The organism is Comamonas aquatilis, assembly GCF_965139575.1.
GTDB classification, from domain to species: Bacteria; Pseudomonadota; Gammaproteobacteria; order Burkholderiales; family Burkholderiaceae_C; genus Comamonas; species Comamonas aquatilis.
On the sequence record NZ_CBCSIW010000011.1, the window covers coordinates 112,730 to 129,515 of the forward strand.

Genomic DNA, 16,786 nt, shown 5'->3' on the forward strand with positions numbered 1-16,786 from the left:
CACTCGTAGAGCGCTTAGAGGACGGACAACTCGGAAGCTCAATGAAATCAATCTGCTCTGCTACATTTCCTCGCAGGAGGGAACATGCAAAAGAAGATATGGAGGCTGCTGGGCGGCTCACTGCTGGCGCTGGGCGCCGCGCAGGCCCAGGCTGCCAACTACGCCACCTGCCTGCTGGACAAATTGCCCGGCACGCAGAACGATGTGGCAGCCCAAGCCAATATGCAGGTGTGCTTGGACAAGCATCCAGGCGGCATTGAGGTCATCCCTCAGGGAAAGGCGCGCGGCCTGTTTGGCTTTAACAGCGGCGTGGAGTGCACGGCAAAAAAGGCCGGCGACACGCGCAGCAACCGCGCTGCAGTCTTGATTGGTGTCGCCTGCAGGAAGCTGTATGACGAGCCCATCAAACTCACACCATTCAGTGGAAAGCTCGATGGGGAAAAATAGTCATCCGCCCACGAAACGATTTCCCTTTGCGTCCTCGTACACCGGCTTACCTCCCGCCGTTCCGACCTGCTTGTTCATACCTGGTGGCAAGGACTGAGAACTGCCTCCAACTCCACCTACGTCCTGCACATCCCCGGTACGGCTGTTGTAGCGAATGACGGACCCTGCGGTAGTGGAGCCATCCACATTTTTGGTGGCTGGCGTGACTTGCACCTTCCAATCAGCCTCATCCTTGCCAGAGTAGGCGCGCATCTGGCTTGCAATTGCGTCCCGCTCTCCTTGTGTCTTGGCGTTGAAATAGGCCTCCTGCAACTGCCCCTGACGCTCAGCGGCCCGAATCTGCGGCTCGCGCAATCGGTCTTCGCTGCCGGCGCGCTGCTGATCAAGAGACAGGCGCCGCAAACCCAGCCCCAACTGTCCTGCTGCACGGGAACTGGCACCCGACTCGGCCAGGGTCGCGCGTCGGTCCGCGCCTGCTTCGGCCATGGCCGTGCGCTTCAAGCCGGCATTGATTTCATTGGTTTTGAGCTGCATGTCAGGCACCTTGCCCTGGGCGGCCAGGTCGGCGCGGCTGGCATCCACAAAGTTCAGTACTGCAGGATTGTGAGACGCCCCCCTGCCGCCCCAGCGTTCGGTATTGGTGATCGAGCTGGCCGATGTCTCCATATCCTTCAGGCGCTGCCGCGCCGACCAGTCATTGCCGCTGTGCGCCACACTCGGAGCATTGAATGCGGGAACTCCACCCTGTTGCTCCGCCAAGATGGGCGAATTCATTGCTGCGAGGCTGCTGGCCGCGCGCTGGTTTTGGGGAGCGGGCTGGCTCGAAGGGGCCGATGAAGGTGCTAGGGAGACTCCGCTACTCGTAGAAGCTGTCCCAGCCGCTGACGGATTGGGTGAACTCGGAGCGGTATTGCTTTCGGGGGCATAGGAATAGCCGCCCATCCTCGCAAGCGCAGTGCGCCGGTCGAGCGCGCCTGCTGCCGCATCATTTTCTTGGCTTGGCTTGCCAGTAAAGCCTGGAGCGAAGCCCATGCTGCCAGCCTGATCACTGAACTGGCCGCGCCCATGCTGGTAAACGCCATCCGGTAATGCAGTGGTGCGCGCGGCTGGCGCTGCCTGCATAGGGGTGTCAGGCATGGTACCTAGATTGTTCGTCAAGCCAGGCTTCAGGCTTGGAGTCATTGCATCACCAGGCACGGTGGCCGGTGTGCCAGCGGCTTTAGCCGGAGCGGCTGGCGCGGCAGCAATGGACTGCACCGGTTGACCAGCACTGGCATCAGATCCAATGAGGCCGCTGGCAAATTTCCCTACAGCCCCGATCACCGGCGTGGCAACCTTGTCAGCAAGTTCAATGCCGTACATGCCTAGTCCCTGCACAGCAGTGCGCGCAGCGGTACCGGCCGCCTGGGCATAGTTGCCCGAGCCCCATTGGCCGCTCATTTCTTTGGCGCGATCCTGCATATAGAGCTCTGAGGGCCCGGCCAGGCGCGCCACGGCCGAAGCGGCTGCAGGAGATTGCGTCGGCGTTGCGCCAGCGGGTGCATCAGATGAACCGCTATCGCCTTGCAGCCGATTGCCCGGAAAAATATTGTTGGGGCTGGCCAGCTTGCTGGTGGCCGGCTTCTTCTCGTCAAGTTGTGTGGCCATGGCTTACCAACTGCCTTTCATTTTTACGATGCGGGGGTGCTTGTCGCGGCGCTTGCGCTGCACATTGGCATCAGGCCGCGCGCCGAACGTGCGTTCAAACAACGCTTCGTGGGTTTGACCCTTGTTTGGGTCGTAGCCATCAGGGTCAGGGCGCAGGTAAGCGCAGCGGCATACCCAGTCGATGAGCTTGACGTGGAAGCGATCAGCAATTTCTGGTTTGCCGGTGTCCACGCCCTCAGCCAGGGGCTTGATCGCCCCCCGATACACCACCAGGCGCAGCACGCCATCCACAGCTGGCGCAGGCACCAGCCGAATCGTGGGCTTGGCCGCGCTCGTGGGCTGCTCATAGATGAACCGAAACGGCATGCCCTGCCGGCTCTCCCAGGCGTGGTCTTGCTCGTCCAGTGCCTGAAAGCTGCTCTCTGTCAGCACTCGGCCATTGAAAGCAATGCGTCGTACCTCCAGCACACTGGGGTGCAGTGCATAAGAGGCCTGGCCGGCGGTCACTGCAATCCGGCACACGGCCTCTGTTGTGGAGTCCTCAATGAGTTTGGCGCGCTCGCATGCCTCTTGCACCGCCTCATTGAGGTAGCCCACAAGCACCTTGTCCTCCCACAGATAAGGCTCATGCTGGTCCTGCAGCGCCGCCCGTGAGGCTTCAATGAGCTGTTCAAGGTTCATGGTCGCGCCCGCTCGTTACTGCTGGCCAGCTTCTTCGTCGTCCAGCTCGGCCTGCAATTCGGCCCAAGCATCATCAGTTTCGCCGCGCGCGACATTGAAGCCCGCCACCTTCTTGAGCGAGTTCAAGTTGGGCTTGCCGTCCGCCGTAAAGTCGGCTTCGTTGTTGCCTGCCAGCATGGCCTTGAGTGCGTCTTTGATCATGGCCTTGCGCTTTTCTGCTGCAGCGGCGGCGGCGGCAGCATCGTCCAGTGCGCCAGCACTGCCTGCAGAAGCGCCACCGGCTGGCGCGCTCTGTGCCAGCATCACGGCCAGAGCGGCCATCGCAGCGGGAGACTCTTGAATGCTTTCAATCGCCATAGGTTCCGCGCCCTTGGCAATCGCTTCGCGGCGGAACTCTGCCGGCACATCCACGCCCTCGGGGGGAATGGCCAGGGTGTGGCCGCTGAGCAAGGCAATATGCAGCGCCTGGCTGCCGGGAGAACGGAATTTCATGGGAATGTCTCTGGTTGAGGTTCAAAAGCCCAGCGGGACGAACCCGCCGGGAAAAGGGCCAAAGCCCACCACTGCGAAAACCGATCAGCCCTGGCTGAAAGCCGCGCGGCCTTCCACGTAGTAGCTGACCTGCACACGGACCTTGCCTGCGGTCGCTGTCGCGCCTGTCTCGGTCAAGGTGACCTGCAGGCTCTCGCCCACCTTGTGCGTGTATCCGGTAATAGCCAGTGCAGTGGCACCGGCAGTCTTCAGATCCACTGCGGAGGTCGTATAGCGGTCGTCATCAACCGCATCGCCCACTTTGAGCGTTGCGGTGGTGGCCGTGTTGAAAGCCGTCTTGACCGCCACGCTGCCGCTGATCACCACGGCACCCGAAGGCAGTTCAATGGCCTTGGTTGCCACACCGCTGGCCAGATCGCCGGCGGAAATGTCCACGTAGGCCACGATGGCCTCTTGGCGGCCGGAATTGAGTTGGATTGGCATGTTTGCGCTCCTTCATCATCAAGGGAGAGCTGCCCGCACCGCACCTGGCTACGGGCAGCGGGGGATTACTGGATGTAGTGGTCCACGGCCACCACGCCATGGTCTTCGACGCTGTCGTCGTAGATGGAGTGGAACTGTGGCTTGAGCAGGCCGAGCATCTTGTCGAGGTTGATGCCCTGCTGGCTGTCGTAGTCGAACAGCTTTTCCACCCAGTCAGGCGCGCCCAGGTCCACCATGCCCATCGCCTGTGCACCGCAAAGCAGCGTGCGGGTGCCGTTGACATTTCCGCCAGCGCCCCACTTCTTGCCAGGTGCCGCGCCCTTGGTCGTGTAGACCAGGTTGTGCTCATGCAGCACGGCGCCATCCACGGTCACAGTCGCGCCGGTGAACCAGGGCGAATCGGTACCGGCCTTGGTGGCCACGGCTACCACCGCGCGCTGATAGTCGGGGTCCTTCTTCAGGTTGGCCAGCGTTCCCGGGGCCACCAGCAGCACGAAATACTGCTTGCCGCCATCCATCAGAGGGCGCACATAGTGCTCCTTGGCGTAGGCGATCAGATCCACAATCATGCGGTAGCTGGGCAGGTAGGCGCTGGTGATGCTGCCGGTGTTCGACTGCTGCAGGCTGGTGCCGTCCCACATCAGCGAGCGCTTGGCGCTGGGTGCCTTCACATCAGCTGCAAACGACAGCTGGGGGAAAGGCGAATTGATACGGTCCGCACCGTTGTTCTTGTAGGCAAAGCCAATGCCCGACAGCGTCAGAAATGCCAGCTGGTCGGTACGGTTGGCCAGCCAGTACGACAGCTTGTCGCGGCCTTGCTCGCGGAAGTTGATCACCGTGCGCTGGTCGGCCAGCTTGCCTTTGTTCTTGACCGAGTGGGTCAGCAGGTCCAGAGAGATGATCTGGCTGTACGACTGCATGGCTTCCTCGTTGCCCTCGCGTTCGTTGTCACCAATCACACCGTCTTCGACCAGGTCGGCCACCAGCTGGATCAGAGCTTGGTCACCCTTTTCCGTCTTGGTCAGCTCCTTGATGATCTGAATCATCGCGTTCTGGGTCTTGCCCATGAAACGCTTGATAAACATCATGTCGCGCGCGGCGCTCCATGTGTCACGGGACCAAACCAGCTTTTGCGTGGGGGTCAGTGCTGCGAAATTCGTCTGCATAACATGCTCCAAAGTGTTTGACTTGCTGGGACATGCGCCGCCCTATATGCGATGGACATGACTTGGGCAGTCAAGGAGCCGGGCCCTTTTACGTCGCGGCCTTGCAGACGAATACGCTCGTCGGGTTCTTCACCCGCCACAGTGAGCGAATCTGTAGCGGGTTGCTGGGCCAGGCCTTAGTCGCCGCGCAAACGGCGCTTGTCAGCCTCGGACAAACGATCAAACTGATCGTCATCCATGCGCGATACATCCGTGGTGTCGTTGCCGGTCGCGCGGTTGCCCATACCTGCTGCGGGTACCGGGGGCTGAGCCACTGAGGCCTGCGCTCCACGGGTACGGGCTGCGGGTTCTCTGGAGTCTGCGTGCGCCGCGCCCGTCTGCAAATCCTTAGCCGGGGTACTGCCAGCTGGAGCAAAGCGCGGAGCAATCAAAGCAGCGGCTTCGCGCAAGGCCAGATGCGGGGCCATGCCCTTAGCTGCCAGTGAGTTGCGGCGCTCGATGATCATTTCCATTGCCACCTGGCCTTCCTCGCTATCCAGGTAAGGGAAGGTCTTCACCACCGATGCGGCTTCATCGGCCAATGCAGCCATGGCCGCTTTCTGGCTGCGCTGGGCTTCGGCCTGCTCCAGCTCGGCGCGCGCCTCGGCCTTGGCATTGCTGCGGGCCTGCTCCACCAAAGCGGCATTGACCTCGCGGCGGATCTGTTTGGCCTTCTCGGTTTCACCTTCCATCAGCGCATCGAGGTATTCCGACTCCTTGGTGTCAAAGTCAAACGCCGCGGCCGTTGCCGGTGGATTCGCGGCAGCAGCCTCTTTGCCGGCAGCAGCAGCGGCGGCACCGGCCTTCTCGGCACGCAAGCGTTCGTTTTCCGCGCGCGCTTCCTCCAGTTGGCGCTCCACCTCCTTGCGGCGCTCGTTCACCTCATTGAAGCGCGCATGGGGCACAGCACCAGAGGGGCGGCCAGTGCTTCCCTCTTCAGCCGCGCCGGCGCCCTCTTCCTGTGTTTCAGCATTTGCCGGGGCTGGCGCTGCAGCAGGGGCTTGTGTGGCCACGGCTGGCGCTGCCGCAGGTTCGTCCGGCACCAGAAAGTCGCCGCGATCCTCGGGCGAACCGGGCTTGTAATCGTCATCCTGAGTGGCCGCGCCAGGCAGGTCATTGCCCTCGCCGTCAGCAGCGTTCATGTAGCGGGCCAGGAGCATTTGCAGTGTTTTAGGCATGGTGGTTCCTTTGGTGGTGGTCAGTGGTTGCTTATTGGGTTGGCAGCAGGCCATCGGCGCGCTGTGTCTCTATGCCGGCCATGGCGCCGGTGGATCCAGTCGCCGCGCCCGGCGGTATTGCAGGGTCCATGGGGCTGGTGTTCTCTGGAAACGGCACGATGGGCGCGCCCTCGACCTGCGCATTGGCAGCTGGCACGATGGGGGCCGCGTCCTTGTCCTGAAAGCCCACCGATCGGGCCAGCTGGTCGGCCAGTGGTGCGGTCTGGGGTGTTTGCGCAATGACTTGTGCGGTCTGCAACCCGGTGTAGAGGGTCTGCATATCCTTGTTCTGGGCGTCGGCATCGGTCTTGCGCGCCTGAGCTGCCAGCAGCTTGGCCTTTGCTTCCAAGGTTGGGTCGGCTGGCTGCTGAGCCGGGTCGGGCAGGTTCTCGATGAGCTCGTGCTTGTCGGCCAAATTGCTGTAACGCAGCACCACGCGGTCAGGGATGACGACCCCCTCTCTGCGCATCTCCATGCACTGCTGGAACTGGCTGTTCTCAAAGGTGACCTGCATAGGCTGCTCACCGATCACCACGTCATAGTCGCCCACGGTCACGTCATACAGATAAGCGCCGGTTTCCGGGTCAAACTTGTTGATTTCCAGCGTCTTATCCACGTCCTTGCCGGTCAGCGGGTCGGTTTCCGTGATGCGAAACACCCGGTAGCTGTCGTAGTAGCGCTGGATCAGCTTCAAGATGCGCTTGGCCAGCAAGCTGCGCGTGAAGGCCAGGTTGTCCAGAGGCACGGCCAACTGCTGCTGGCTCGCATGCTGCTTGCTCTGAATGGCAATGCCCGACACTTCCGATCCCTGGTTGCCGCGCATGGCATCCGGCACTGTGGTTTCCTTGAGAGCCTGGGTCGCTCGGTCGATCAGCCGATCCACACCGGCGGGCACCGTGTTGGGCTGAATGCGCGCGGGCTTATCCGCCCCCTTGGCGTACTCCACCACCAGGCCGGTGCGCGCGCCATCCTCTTCCAGATCCTCCGTGTCCATATTGGTCAGAGAACCCTCTTGCACCATCCAGCCACCGTTGGCGCTGGAATTGAGGATGTGCACGAACTGGCTCACGGCCTTGTTCACCACCTCCTGCGGGCCAATGCCGTTGTCCACCATGCCGCGCGTCTTGCCGCGCCGGAAATAGGCAAAGTACGGCACCAGGGTGAAGTGCTCATAGGGGCTGTACTCGTCATGCAGCACGCTGCACCAGGTGCTGACCACCCACTTGACCCGCTTTTTCATGCGCCGCGCCCGCACCGCGCCCTTGCTGATCGCGTCCTGTACGGACTCGGCAGACATGCTTTCCTCCACCAGCACATCACCAGTCTGGGGAAAGACAAGGCAGGGCGTCATTTCATAGACCCAGCGCTGGCGGTCGATCACGCGATAGCGCTTGATGCCATCCACGCCCATGAAATAGGCATCCTGCAGGCCGCTCCAGCCGAACTTGTTGCGCGGTGTCTCGCCGTCCATATCGCCAAAGTCCGGGCTCTGGTTCTCGTCGTTCACCACCTTCTCGGCAGCCGTCTTGCCGTAAATCTGGCCGATTTCTTCCTTGGTCAGCCAGCGCGGCCAGGTCACATCGGCCCAGTCGTCCGGGTTGTAGGTCTTCGCGTCCGGGTCGGGGATCACATCGCGCGGGTCCGCAAAGCTCACCACGATGTCGCCCTTGATATTGCTGTCAAAGGACAAGCGCACATCGAAGTAGCCGCGCTGCTCGATCAGCCCATCCCCGAACACCTGCGTCTCCACCCAATGGAGCTGGTTGGAGTCGCTGACCTGCTTGATCACCTTGCTCAGGATGGTGGCCACCTCTGGGTCGCCCTTTTCGCCGCGTGGGCGCAGGGTGATGTCCATGCGGTTGCTGATCTGGTAGCCCAGGGCCGTGTTGATGGCCGGCATGATCTGGTTGAACTCGTAGTAGGGTCGGCCTTCCCCGTCCAGCACGCGCTTGTCTTCCTCGCGCCACTGCTCGCCGCCACCCAGGTACATGCCCTCGCAGCGCTCTGCCTGCTCCGTGTAGCCGCGATGGCCACGGTCAATGCCGTAGCGATAGCGCGCCCAGTTTTCTTGTGCAATCAGATCCATGGTGTTTATGCGGCCTGGGCCGATCCTTTGTTGTTACGGCCTTTGAGCAGCCTGTCGCGCCAGCTCTTTTCCTTCTTGCCCCTGGCCGGGCGCGGAATGCCTGTCACGAACGTCATGGCCACCGCGTCACCCTTGTCCGGGCTGCGTCCGAGCACTTCTCGCACCTCGTCCTTGCTGCGCATCAGGATGGCCGTGGTGTTTCCCAGGGTCACCACCTTGTAGCGAACGGCTGTCAGGTCGGCCAGCAGCTCTGGGTCTGGTGGCAGCGCAATGGGATCTGGTGCTGTGGGGTCCAGTGCTTCGCGCAAGAGCCAATACATTTCCGCGCGCCGGTTCCGAAAACGCAGATTCCCGGCCTTGGTCATGGCCGTGGAGGATTCAGACCCGTTGACCGCGAACACGTTGAGGTTCAGGCCAATGAGAAAGTCCAGCGCGCTGGAGCCAATGCCGATGGAGTCCACGCAGATGGGCGCCGCGTCCCTGACAAGCGGTACGGCAAAGGCTGCGGCCGTGGGCCCGTCCTTGGTCACCACTCCCGGTGCACTCACCAGCTCGTCAAACCAATTGCTATGGCGCCGAGCGATACAGGACTTGTCGATGCCGCCGCGCGACGGGTCAAAGCCCAAGGCGGTCATTTCACCCTTGGTGTCGCGCTTGACCCAGCGCGCCTGGGCTTCCTTCACCCATTCCGTGGGGATGGTCTGCCAGGCCGGATCAGCGCTGCCCGCATTGAAGTCGCCATTGAGCATCTTGCTGCGCAGCGGCTCGGGCAGAGACTGCAGCGTGGACTTGTAGCCCGTGGTCAGCAGAAACAGGTTGTCGTTGACGCTGGAAGGGATGAAAGTGCGGCTCTTGGGCCTGACCTCATCCTTGCCCACCATCACAGGCTCCGGGCCGGGCACTTCTTGGTCTTCGCCCTTTTCATTGGTCACAAACCAACGCAGCTCGCCCGGCTTGGCCGGGTTTGGGTGGGTCGGCTCCAGCCATGGGGCCCAGAAGCGCTTGACCCACTCGCCCTCGGGCTCGGTGGGCGGGTTGCCCGCGCACACTACGCGTTGGCGGACAGTGGGATCGTCTGAGCGCAACCAGCCAATCAGCGCGCGAAATTGCGTCTCAGCGAAGTGGGTAATCTCGTCAAAGGCCTTGAGGTCATGGGCGCGGCCTTGGTATTTCATCCAATCGCCCACGTCCTTGACGCTGCCCAGCTCCATCACGCGCCCACCTGGCAGGCGCCATACGCCATCCTGGCTGTTGTAGCCCGTGCGCGAGCCAAGGATGCCGCTCATGCGTTCCTCGATGCCCGTCAGCTGCACTGACTGGCGCCGGAAAATGATGCTGTGTTTCTGGGTAGTCAGGCACAGGCCCAGCAGCAGGTCAGTCTTGCCCCCGCCGGCCGCGCCGCCGTAAAAAATAATGTCGGCTTCACTCTCATAGGCCACGGTTTGAGGCCCAGGCTGAGGCACCCACAAGGGCGAATCCCCCGACAGCAGCAACTCATCCAGCTGGCGCCGCGCCTCGGGATCAAGCGACTGCACCACCTTGATAAGGTCAGCGGTGCTCAGGCTGGCCAATACGCTCATTGGCCAGCCCCCATCACCTGGGCCAGTGCACCAGCAGCATTGGGGCTCTTGAGCAGGTTGGCAAGGCGCACGGCGCGCTCGGCGTCCGTCATATCCTTGATCACGCCGCCAGCCACACCCAGCTGCTTATCGTCCATACCGTAGGCTGTGCGCTCCATGCCCACCAAGGACTGCAGAGAGGCGGTCAGATCCTTCATAGCCTTGGATCGCCCTGGCAGGCTGATGATCTGGAGGTAGAGGTCGTTGAGACGGTCTTTGCCGCTCTCGTCCTCATTGCGCAGGAGGTCGCCAAGCTCTACCAGCAGCTCCACACGCTCCTGGCCCACCATGCCTTCCAACTCATCCAGCAGGCCATTGACCAGGGCACGGGCACGCCCAATGTCCTTGCGGTGGGCCATCTTGACGTTGGCCACCGCCTCTGCATTGGCTTCGATGACTTGGCGCTCGGTAGCCTTGGTTTGCGCGCTAACCTCTTTGCTAACCAGCGCAGCGCTAACCTTTGCATCGGCCTTGGCCTGGATCTTGGCGCGCAGGTCTCGCGTCCAGCCGTCACGCTTTGCTCGTTTGATGATGGCGGCGTCTGACACGCCAAATTCGCCCCCAATGTCCTTGAGAGAGCGAATGCCTGCCCGATACTGAATTTCGACGGCTTCCCAGTCAATCACCTTGCGTGTCATGCCGAGTAGTGTTCCGGCAGTCCGCAACTTGGTCGAACCCTAGGGGGGTGTTGAATAGAATTCGTCTAATTCAAAGCACAGAGGAAAAAAATGGACGAGGCAAAAAATTTCATGCTCGGCATGATGCAAACCTTGAAAGAGCGTATTGGTAACCCGTTCGTCGGAGCATTTGCAGCAGCATGGCTTGTTTGGAATTTCAAGATCGTGCTCGTAGTTTTAGGCAAAGGACCATGGGAAGCGAAGATCAAGTACATCTATAAAGACCTAATGCCTGACCGGATCGATTGGTTCTTTCATGGATACCTAATTCCAGGGGCGGTCGCGGCTATTTGGATTTTTCTTCTCCCTCCATTATTTAGAAAAATAACCGTCTGGCACGAGAAACAAATCAACTTAAATCGTGAAGCAATATACGGGGTCACAGAGCAAAAGGTACTCACCAATGAAGAAGCGGTGAGTCTTCGAACGCATATTTTGGAAGAAAAAACAAAATTATTGGATCAAAAGGAAAAATTTTCGAAATCTTTGACTGATCACGCTTTGGAAATTCAAAATCTCAATAGTCAAATACAAAACCTCAGTTCTGAGAAACAAGCAGCAGAAAAGGATAAAAATGAGCTAAACAACCGCATAGTGGAGTCCCGCACTGAGCTGAATTCACTCAAAGAAAGTATCAAACCAAAGATTTCTCACCTTGATTTCTCAACTGTTAATCTATCAAATGATGGACTTCATGAAGAATTATTGTCCATCGGTTTCAATTTAGAGATTCGAGCATTTTCTCGAAATGATCAATTCATCACTATCGACAAAAAATACAACTACTGGCCCTTGATTGCAAATGGATCACTATCCTTTCGAGGCCAATACCTACTGCCAGACAGAACCTTTATCGATGAATCATGCGCAACGATCATCGTAATAATTCATGCATTAACAAGAAAACTTCACAAAAAAATAATTCCAATTTCAGAACTAATAACAGAATGCACTCTCATAGAGTTGCCAAATATTCTTTCTTCATTCGATCATTTGATTTCAGTTAATTTAATATCATATACAGATAACGAGAGTGATTTTTATCAAACTTCTAGTTCGGCAAGGATTGCACACCAGTTTATCCAAATCGGATTTAGGCTCAACGAAGCTAGAACATCAAATAGTCCAAAATTAAAAAAATTATTTGACGAACTATTGGAAGAAAAAGCCGAGACGGCAGAATCGATCTCGGCTTAATTTAATTCACAGCAGAGATGCCTGAGCATCTATTACTTCACCACCTCTGACTGCCATTTCATTATTCCGCTTTTTTAATGCGATATTTTCATCCTCAAGCTGCTTGATGCGAGCAGCTTGCTCTCTGCGCACGGCCACTTGCTGCAGCATTTGCTCTTGTCCCATCATCCCAACGTCATGCTGCATCTGCAGAGCGGCGAATTGCTGCGCATTCCCGCTTGTCCGAAGACCAATGATGCGCAGCTCTCGCGGCCATACCCGTAGTTGCTGATCTCCCACTTCGATCAGCGTCTGCCCATCATCCAAGTCCGCGAATGAGACAACGCGCGGAGCCATATACCCGCGCACCACCTCAAACACCCCGCTCACCACTCGGCGCAGAGTGCCATCCACTTCAATCATCCGGCTCACATGATCGTCAATCACATGAAATGACAGCCTTGTCACTTCCACTAGGCGTTGGCGAGAAATAGCCTGGCCCAGGCTATCCATCTCCACAATGGCATCCCAGATGATCTGGCGGCTGGTCTTGTTGTTGCTTTGTGTGTCGGTCATCATCATCCCCGAGTGTTTTTAATCTGCCCAGAGGGGCAGGTTCTTTGGCCACTGGCCATTCGTCAAAATCGTGTGGCGGGTGATGCGGCCCCACTCCAGCCCATACTCGCGGTACACCTCGCGCGGCGCTTCGTCAAAGAGGTGGTACTGGTCATAGGCCACATGGCAGCCCTCAATGCCTGGGCGCGAACAGCACAGCGGAAAGCCTGTGCGGTCGTCTGTCTTGAGGTTCAGGCCCTTGCCCAGGTTCAGGTGGGCATGCTGGCTGTATCCGCTGATGCCACACCACATGCAAGGCAGCTGGGCCACCAGGCGGCGGTAAGGCTCACACTCCACCGCGTTTTCCTTCACGATGGGTTTGCCTGAAGTGGCCGGGCCCATCACCACGGTGGCGCGCACTGTGCACTGGCCGGCGGTGGCGCGGGCACTCTCCAGCTGGCGCTGGGCACGCTCGGCCAGCCGCGCTTCACGGTCCTGGTCCTGCTTTTCAGCGCCAGCCGCCAGCCCAGAGAGAGCGCCACGGCGCATGGGAGCGCGGCGCATCAGCATGCCAACTCCTCAAAGTCGCGCACTTCCAAGTCCAGATCCAGCGCCAGCCCATGCTCGATACGAGCACCACGGGATGCGCGCCACCCTGGGAGCATGTAAAGGCAGTCGCAGTCAGCAATCTGGCGCAGCGACATACGCATGTAGCCATGCCAGGTGCCGCAGGCCGGTTTGGGGTTTTCTGCAGGGTTCTCGACGTGGTGACCCAGGGCGCGCAGCTTGGCCGCAGCAGCATGGAACGCGGGGTAGTTGAGCTCAGGCAGGCCCGTCATAGGCCCGGCGATGTAAATACGCTTCATCGCCATGCCGGCCCCCAGTTGTCCACCTCCACGTAATCGCCCCAGTTGTCCACCACGCAAACGCTGTTGGTGCCCACCTGCATCGGGTTGTGGCAGCTGTTGCGCATCCACTCCGTTATCAGCCAGCGGCCGTTGTTCAGGCGCTCGGCCTTGTACCAGTTGAGCGTGGCGCCTGGGTTGATCATTACGCGGGGCAGCATCGGCTTTCGTTGCCCGGCCAGGGGAACGGCCTTGCCAAAGAATTCCAGGTTCATTTGACGAGCCTCACTTCCAGGCCCAGCAAGGCCTTCATCAGGTGACGCTTGAGCTTGAATTCAGGCGTCAGCACCCCTTTGGCGTCCTCTATTACCTCGGCGCCCTTCTCCACATACACAAAGTCCGCGATGTAGCGAATAGCTGGACGGGCGCGGTTAGCATCCACAAACTTCACTGACGGCACCAACTCATAGACCACCTGACGGCGCAGATCGGAGATACCGCCGGCGCGCAGCTGCAGGCACAGCTGGTTCCAGCGGCGCAGCTCGGCACGGCTGTCAAACTTCAGGCCTTCGGCCGTGGTGGCTTTCTTGTTGCCGTACTTGGCTCCACTTCCACCAGCTCGCTGGGATGCGGCTTGAAGCCCAGGCGCTGCAGCTCGGCCTTGACCGCCGCCCGCATTCCCAGCCACAGGCCGTGCCCATGTGTCACGGATTCCTCTTCCAGTTCCGAAGCCCTTAGCCGCGAGTGCTGCCACCACCCCGGCGTCATGGCCAGCTTGACGAGGTGCGCTGTTTCCACGGCTTTGGCGTTGATTCGTTGTTCCCATTGCCGCCTCTCAGTTGACGATGAATTCATGGTCGCCCTCTCCTGTGCCGTTCAGCAGCAGCTCGCGTAGGCGGCGCTCCGTGGCACGGTGGGCATGGATGTAGTTGCGCTCGGATGCCAGCGCCAGCAGCTGCTCGTAGGCTTCGGCAAACTCGGTCAGGTGCATCAGCTGCGCGGCATTCAGGCGCATGGGTTCGCCATGGCCGTGGGCGCGCCCCAGGACCACCACGGCAGCCACTGCATCGCTGAAAAGCGCGTCCGGGTCATCGAATAGGCCCAGGGTCAGCATCGTTTCAGCGATGTTTGCGGCGTCTGCGAGGGTGCGCCACTGCTCCACCACAGGGGTGCCATACCCCACGGCCTGCACCGCGTCATTCACGGCTTGGACCAGAGGATTGCGCTTGCGTTGGTGCAAAGGCTTGCTGGCGCTGGCGGTCAGCTCCTGGGCCAAGCTGTAGTGGTACGGCAGATTCGGATAGCTCCTGTCCACCACCTTGTTGATGAATCCGGTTACGCCGTTCACAGTGAGCCTCCTTGGGTATAGGTCTGCACGGCCTGGGCTGTGCGGCGCTTGGCTCGGTTGAGCACCATGCGGTCGGCGCGGGCCAGAACCTGGGCGTGCGTGCGGCGGCCAGTGCGGCCGGCAATCTCCTCGCGCAGCTGGGCCAGCTTTTCCAAGGTGGCGCGCTGGGTGGCGCTTGCTACAGATTCGGGAGCTGGTAGCGCAAGTGCTGAGCGCGGTGCAGGCAACTGCAGCTGCTGGCGCACATCGTCTGGCAAGGCATCCAGACCACCAGGCAAACGGCCTGCGGCAATGGCCTCCTGCAGCGCCCGGGTACGGCCTTCGGTGTCATGGCCCAGGCTCACTTGCACCTGGGGCAAGCGGCGCAGAGCGCGGGCCTCACCGGTGACGCGGGCATAAGCCTCGATGAAAGCCTGGCGAGCGCCAAACTTGTCACCAGCACCCAGCAGCGGCGCAGCAACCGCCCAGGACTCCGCAATTTCGTTCGTCCAAACGATGGTGGCGTGGTCGTTGGCGCTCGAAAGTGCCAGCGCATAAGCCTCCGCCGGCAGCAAGCGGCCCATGGCATGGTCCACGTACTGCAGCACAGTGCCCGTGAGGATGGGGCCACGGTGCTCGGCACGAATGCGAGCCAGCGCCATGCGCAGCAAAGGCTTGTCGATGTGGCCCAGGTCGTCGGCCAGCAGCGTCAGGGCAGCAGGACGGATCTGCTGGCCTGACAGCTCCATGGTCGCGCCCAGCTCCTCCAGCAGCCAGTCGGTATCGTGCTCATCACGCATTGCGAGCCTCCTTGCGCTGGCGCGTCAGGCGCTTGGCTTCCTCGATGGCGTCAAAGTTGGCGCTGGTCTTGTCCGCTGCCTGTGCACCAGTCGAAGTCATGGCGGTGCCGCTGGCCCATTGCGTGCGAAATGCCTCGCACTGCGCCAGAAGGTCACCGATGCCATGGCAGCGGCGAACCACGAAAGCCTCTGACACCCGTTCGACAAAGAACCGAGCCACGTCCGGCGCTTCGGCCCCCAGGCGCTTGACCAGGTTCACCACCGTGGTGTTGCCCTTCGCGTTGCGCACCGCCTCGGTTTTGTAGCGGGCAAAGTAGGCTTCGGCGTAAGCCTCCCAGGTTTTACGGCAAAGCGCTGCGAAGGCTTCTTTGCGTTCCGCTTCTTGGGCCGCTGCAGAGGCTCCGGCGACGGCGGCGTCAGCCGTCGTGGAAAGAATATCTGTTGGAGTCTCTGTAGGAGTCTTTGTAGGAATCTCTGTATTAATAACGGATTGCGCTTTACGCACGCCGCCAACTGCGTTTGCCGCACCCCGCGAACTGCGTTTACCGCATTCCCCGGATTGCGCTTGGCGCATTTCCCGAAATGCGTTTTCGTCGTTCGCGGATTGCGCTATCGTCCATGCCTCAAAAGCAGCATCAACGGCTTCCAAGTTCAGCTTGAAATACACCCGATGCTCCAGGCGCCGAGCCGTTTCAATCAAGTAGCCAGCATCGCGCAGCGCCTTGCGGGCCGTGGCCTGCTCTCGGTACGACAAGCCTGTTTCCAGCGTGAACTCTTCAGAGGTTTTGTAAGTGCCCAGGTCGCTTTCGCCGCGCAGGCTCCAGTAGTGCAGTTGCGCAAACAGAATGGCCACGTTCACGCTACCGAAGAAGCGAGCAAGGCGCGGGTAGTAGGCAACGGGGTTGCCCACATTGCTCAAAGAGACTGACAGACTCATGCCTGCACCCCGCTATCCAGCGCCAGCGCTGCCTTGTGCTTGCCCCACAGGCCTGCAACCCACTCCACGCCCTTGGGGGTGAACTTGGTGGTGTTGAAGGCATGGTCGTTGGCGCTGGCCACACCAGCGCGCACCACAAAGCGGCCCGCTTCGATGTGGTTCTGATATGCCGTCCACTCGTTACCCAAGCGGTACATGACCTTCTCGTCCTGCATCCAGGCGCGGAACTCATGCTCGTTGGCCTGCAGGAGCTTGGCCACCTGCCTGAAACCCATGGAGCCATTGGCCGCCACATAGCGGTCCACGTATTCCACCTTGGGCGCGGCCAGCGCCAGCTGCTCTTGCTGGGCTTCGATCTGTTCGGCCTGCTCCGCAGCCAGGCGCAAAGCCTGGGCCATGGTCTGGGGCAGCTTGGGGGCCTGCTGGGCCTCCAGCTCATGCCAGCGGCGCACAACAGCCAGGCGCAGCGCGGCGCTGTAGCCGGTCAAGAGCGTGTCTGTCAGCTCACGGGGCAGATGAAACTCTGTCTGCTGGCGGTTCATGCCGTCCAGATAGATGCCCTGAAATTTCAGGGGATCAAGTCCGAGCTCAG

At 60.3% G+C, this 16,786-nt stretch carries 20 protein-coding genes; 2 read left to right on the top strand and 18 right to left on the bottom strand.

What is annotated here, in order from left to right; genetic code table 11:
* Window positions 1–84 precede the first annotated feature (84 nt).
* Window positions 85–447: a hypothetical protein gene (locus ACNAZA_RS14125; protein ID WP_415797187.1), complete on the top strand. Its 363-nt coding sequence runs from the start codon at window positions 85–87 to the stop codon at window positions 445–447.
* Here ACNAZA_RS14125 and ACNAZA_RS14130 read toward each other — a convergent pair whose 3' ends face one another.
* The 9 genes from ACNAZA_RS14130 to ACNAZA_RS14170 all read right to left on the bottom strand — a co-directional run bounded on the left by ACNAZA_RS14130 (window position 448) and on the right by ACNAZA_RS14170 (window position 10,515).
* Complete coding sequence (locus ACNAZA_RS14130; protein WP_415797188.1) at window positions 448–2,094, bottom strand: hypothetical protein; 1,647 nt, start codon at window positions 2,092–2,094, stop codon at window positions 448–450.
* Between the two features lie 3 nt (window positions 2,095–2,097).
* On the bottom strand, window positions 2,098–2,775 hold the full coding sequence (locus ACNAZA_RS14135; protein ID WP_415797189.1) for a phage adaptor protein: 678 nt from the start codon (window positions 2,773–2,775) through the stop codon (window positions 2,098–2,100).
* A 15-nt stretch (window positions 2,776–2,790) separates the two neighbouring features.
* Window positions 2,791–3,267: a hypothetical protein gene (locus ACNAZA_RS14140; protein WP_415797190.1), complete on the bottom strand. Its 477-nt coding sequence runs from the start codon at window positions 3,265–3,267 to the stop codon at window positions 2,791–2,793.
* Between the two features lie 84 nt (window positions 3,268–3,351).
* Window positions 3,352–3,750, bottom strand: a complete 399-nt coding sequence (locus ACNAZA_RS14145; RefSeq protein WP_415797191.1) for a hypothetical protein — start codon at window positions 3,748–3,750, stop codon at window positions 3,352–3,354.
* 65 nt (window positions 3,751–3,815) lie between these two features.
* Window positions 3,816–4,916: a N4-gp56 family major capsid protein gene (locus ACNAZA_RS14150; RefSeq protein ID WP_415797192.1), complete on the bottom strand. Its 1,101-nt coding sequence runs from the start codon at window positions 4,914–4,916 to the stop codon at window positions 3,816–3,818.
* 176 nt (window positions 4,917–5,092) lie between these two features.
* Window positions 5,093–6,133 (bottom strand): hypothetical protein, encoded by a 1,041-nt coding sequence (locus ACNAZA_RS14155; protein ID WP_415797193.1) that lies wholly within the window; start codon window positions 6,131–6,133, stop codon window positions 5,093–5,095.
* Window positions 6,134–6,164: 31 nt separating this feature from the next.
* The gene (locus tag ACNAZA_RS14160; protein WP_415797194.1) at window positions 6,165–8,258 is read right to left on the bottom strand and encodes a portal protein; all 2,094 of its coding nucleotides are present in this window, start codon (window positions 8,256–8,258) and stop codon (window positions 6,165–6,167) included.
* Between the two features lie 5 nt (window positions 8,259–8,263).
* Window positions 8,264–9,838 (bottom strand): terminase, encoded by a 1,575-nt coding sequence (locus ACNAZA_RS14165; RefSeq protein ID WP_415797195.1) that lies wholly within the window; start codon window positions 9,836–9,838, stop codon window positions 8,264–8,266.
* Window positions 9,835–10,515, bottom strand: a complete 681-nt coding sequence (locus ACNAZA_RS14170; protein ID WP_415797196.1) for a hypothetical protein — start codon at window positions 10,513–10,515, stop codon at window positions 9,835–9,837. Before ACNAZA_RS14170 ends, ACNAZA_RS14165 begins: the two co-directional genes overlap by 4 nt.
* A gap of 90 nt (window positions 10,516–10,605) precedes the next feature.
* Here ACNAZA_RS14170 and ACNAZA_RS14175 point away from each other — a divergent pair, with 90 nt between their 5' ends.
* The gene (locus ACNAZA_RS14175) at window positions 10,606–11,751 is read left to right on the top strand and encodes a hypothetical protein (RefSeq protein ID WP_415797197.1); all 1,146 of its coding nucleotides are present in this window, start codon (window positions 10,606–10,608) and stop codon (window positions 11,749–11,751) included.
* A gap of 6 nt (window positions 11,752–11,757) precedes the next feature.
* On the opposite strand, the gene ACNAZA_RS14180 is transcribed toward ACNAZA_RS14175, so the two are convergent.
* The 9 genes from ACNAZA_RS14180 to ACNAZA_RS14220 all read right to left on the bottom strand — a co-directional run.
* Window positions 11,758–12,312, bottom strand: coding sequence for a hypothetical protein (locus ACNAZA_RS14180; protein ID WP_415797198.1), 555 nt, complete (start codon window positions 12,310–12,312; stop codon window positions 11,758–11,760).
* Between the two features lie 12 nt (window positions 12,313–12,324).
* Entirely contained in the window at window positions 12,325–12,855 is a 531-nt protein-coding gene (locus ACNAZA_RS14185; protein ID WP_415797199.1) for a hypothetical protein, read from the bottom strand.
* The gene (locus tag ACNAZA_RS14190) at window positions 12,849–13,151 is read right to left on the bottom strand and encodes a DUF4406 domain-containing protein (RefSeq protein ID WP_415797200.1); all 303 of its coding nucleotides are present in this window, start codon (window positions 13,149–13,151) and stop codon (window positions 12,849–12,851) included. The genes ACNAZA_RS14185 and ACNAZA_RS14190 overlap by 7 nt, the downstream gene beginning before the upstream one ends.
* Complete coding sequence (locus tag ACNAZA_RS14195; RefSeq protein WP_415797201.1) at window positions 13,148–13,405, bottom strand: hypothetical protein; 258 nt, start codon at window positions 13,403–13,405, stop codon at window positions 13,148–13,150. Before ACNAZA_RS14195 ends, ACNAZA_RS14190 begins: the two co-directional genes overlap by 4 nt.
* A complete protein-coding gene (locus tag ACNAZA_RS14200; protein ID WP_415797202.1) occupies window positions 13,402–13,818 on the bottom strand; it encodes a DUF1064 domain-containing protein in 417 nt (138 codons plus the stop codon). The genes ACNAZA_RS14195 and ACNAZA_RS14200 overlap by 4 nt, the downstream gene beginning before the upstream one ends.
* Before the next feature lie 147 nt (window positions 13,819–13,965).
* Entirely contained in the window at window positions 13,966–14,478 is a 513-nt protein-coding gene (locus ACNAZA_RS14205) for a hypothetical protein (RefSeq protein WP_415797203.1), read from the bottom strand.
* Window positions 14,475–15,257 carry a hypothetical protein gene (locus ACNAZA_RS14210; RefSeq protein ID WP_415797204.1) on the bottom strand — a complete coding sequence of 261 codons (783 nt, stop codon included), beginning with the start codon at window positions 15,255–15,257 and terminating at the stop codon, window positions 14,475–14,477. Before ACNAZA_RS14210 ends, ACNAZA_RS14205 begins: the two co-directional genes overlap by 4 nt.
* Window positions 15,250–16,176, bottom strand: a complete 927-nt coding sequence (locus ACNAZA_RS14215; RefSeq protein ID WP_415797205.1) for a hypothetical protein — start codon at window positions 16,174–16,176, stop codon at window positions 15,250–15,252. The genes ACNAZA_RS14210 and ACNAZA_RS14215 overlap by 8 nt, the downstream gene beginning before the upstream one ends.
* A gap of 14 nt (window positions 16,177–16,190) precedes the next feature.
* Window positions 16,191–16,786: phage antirepressor KilAC domain-containing protein (locus tag ACNAZA_RS14220; protein WP_415797206.1), on the bottom strand; the 596-nt coding region annotated here is incomplete at its 5' end.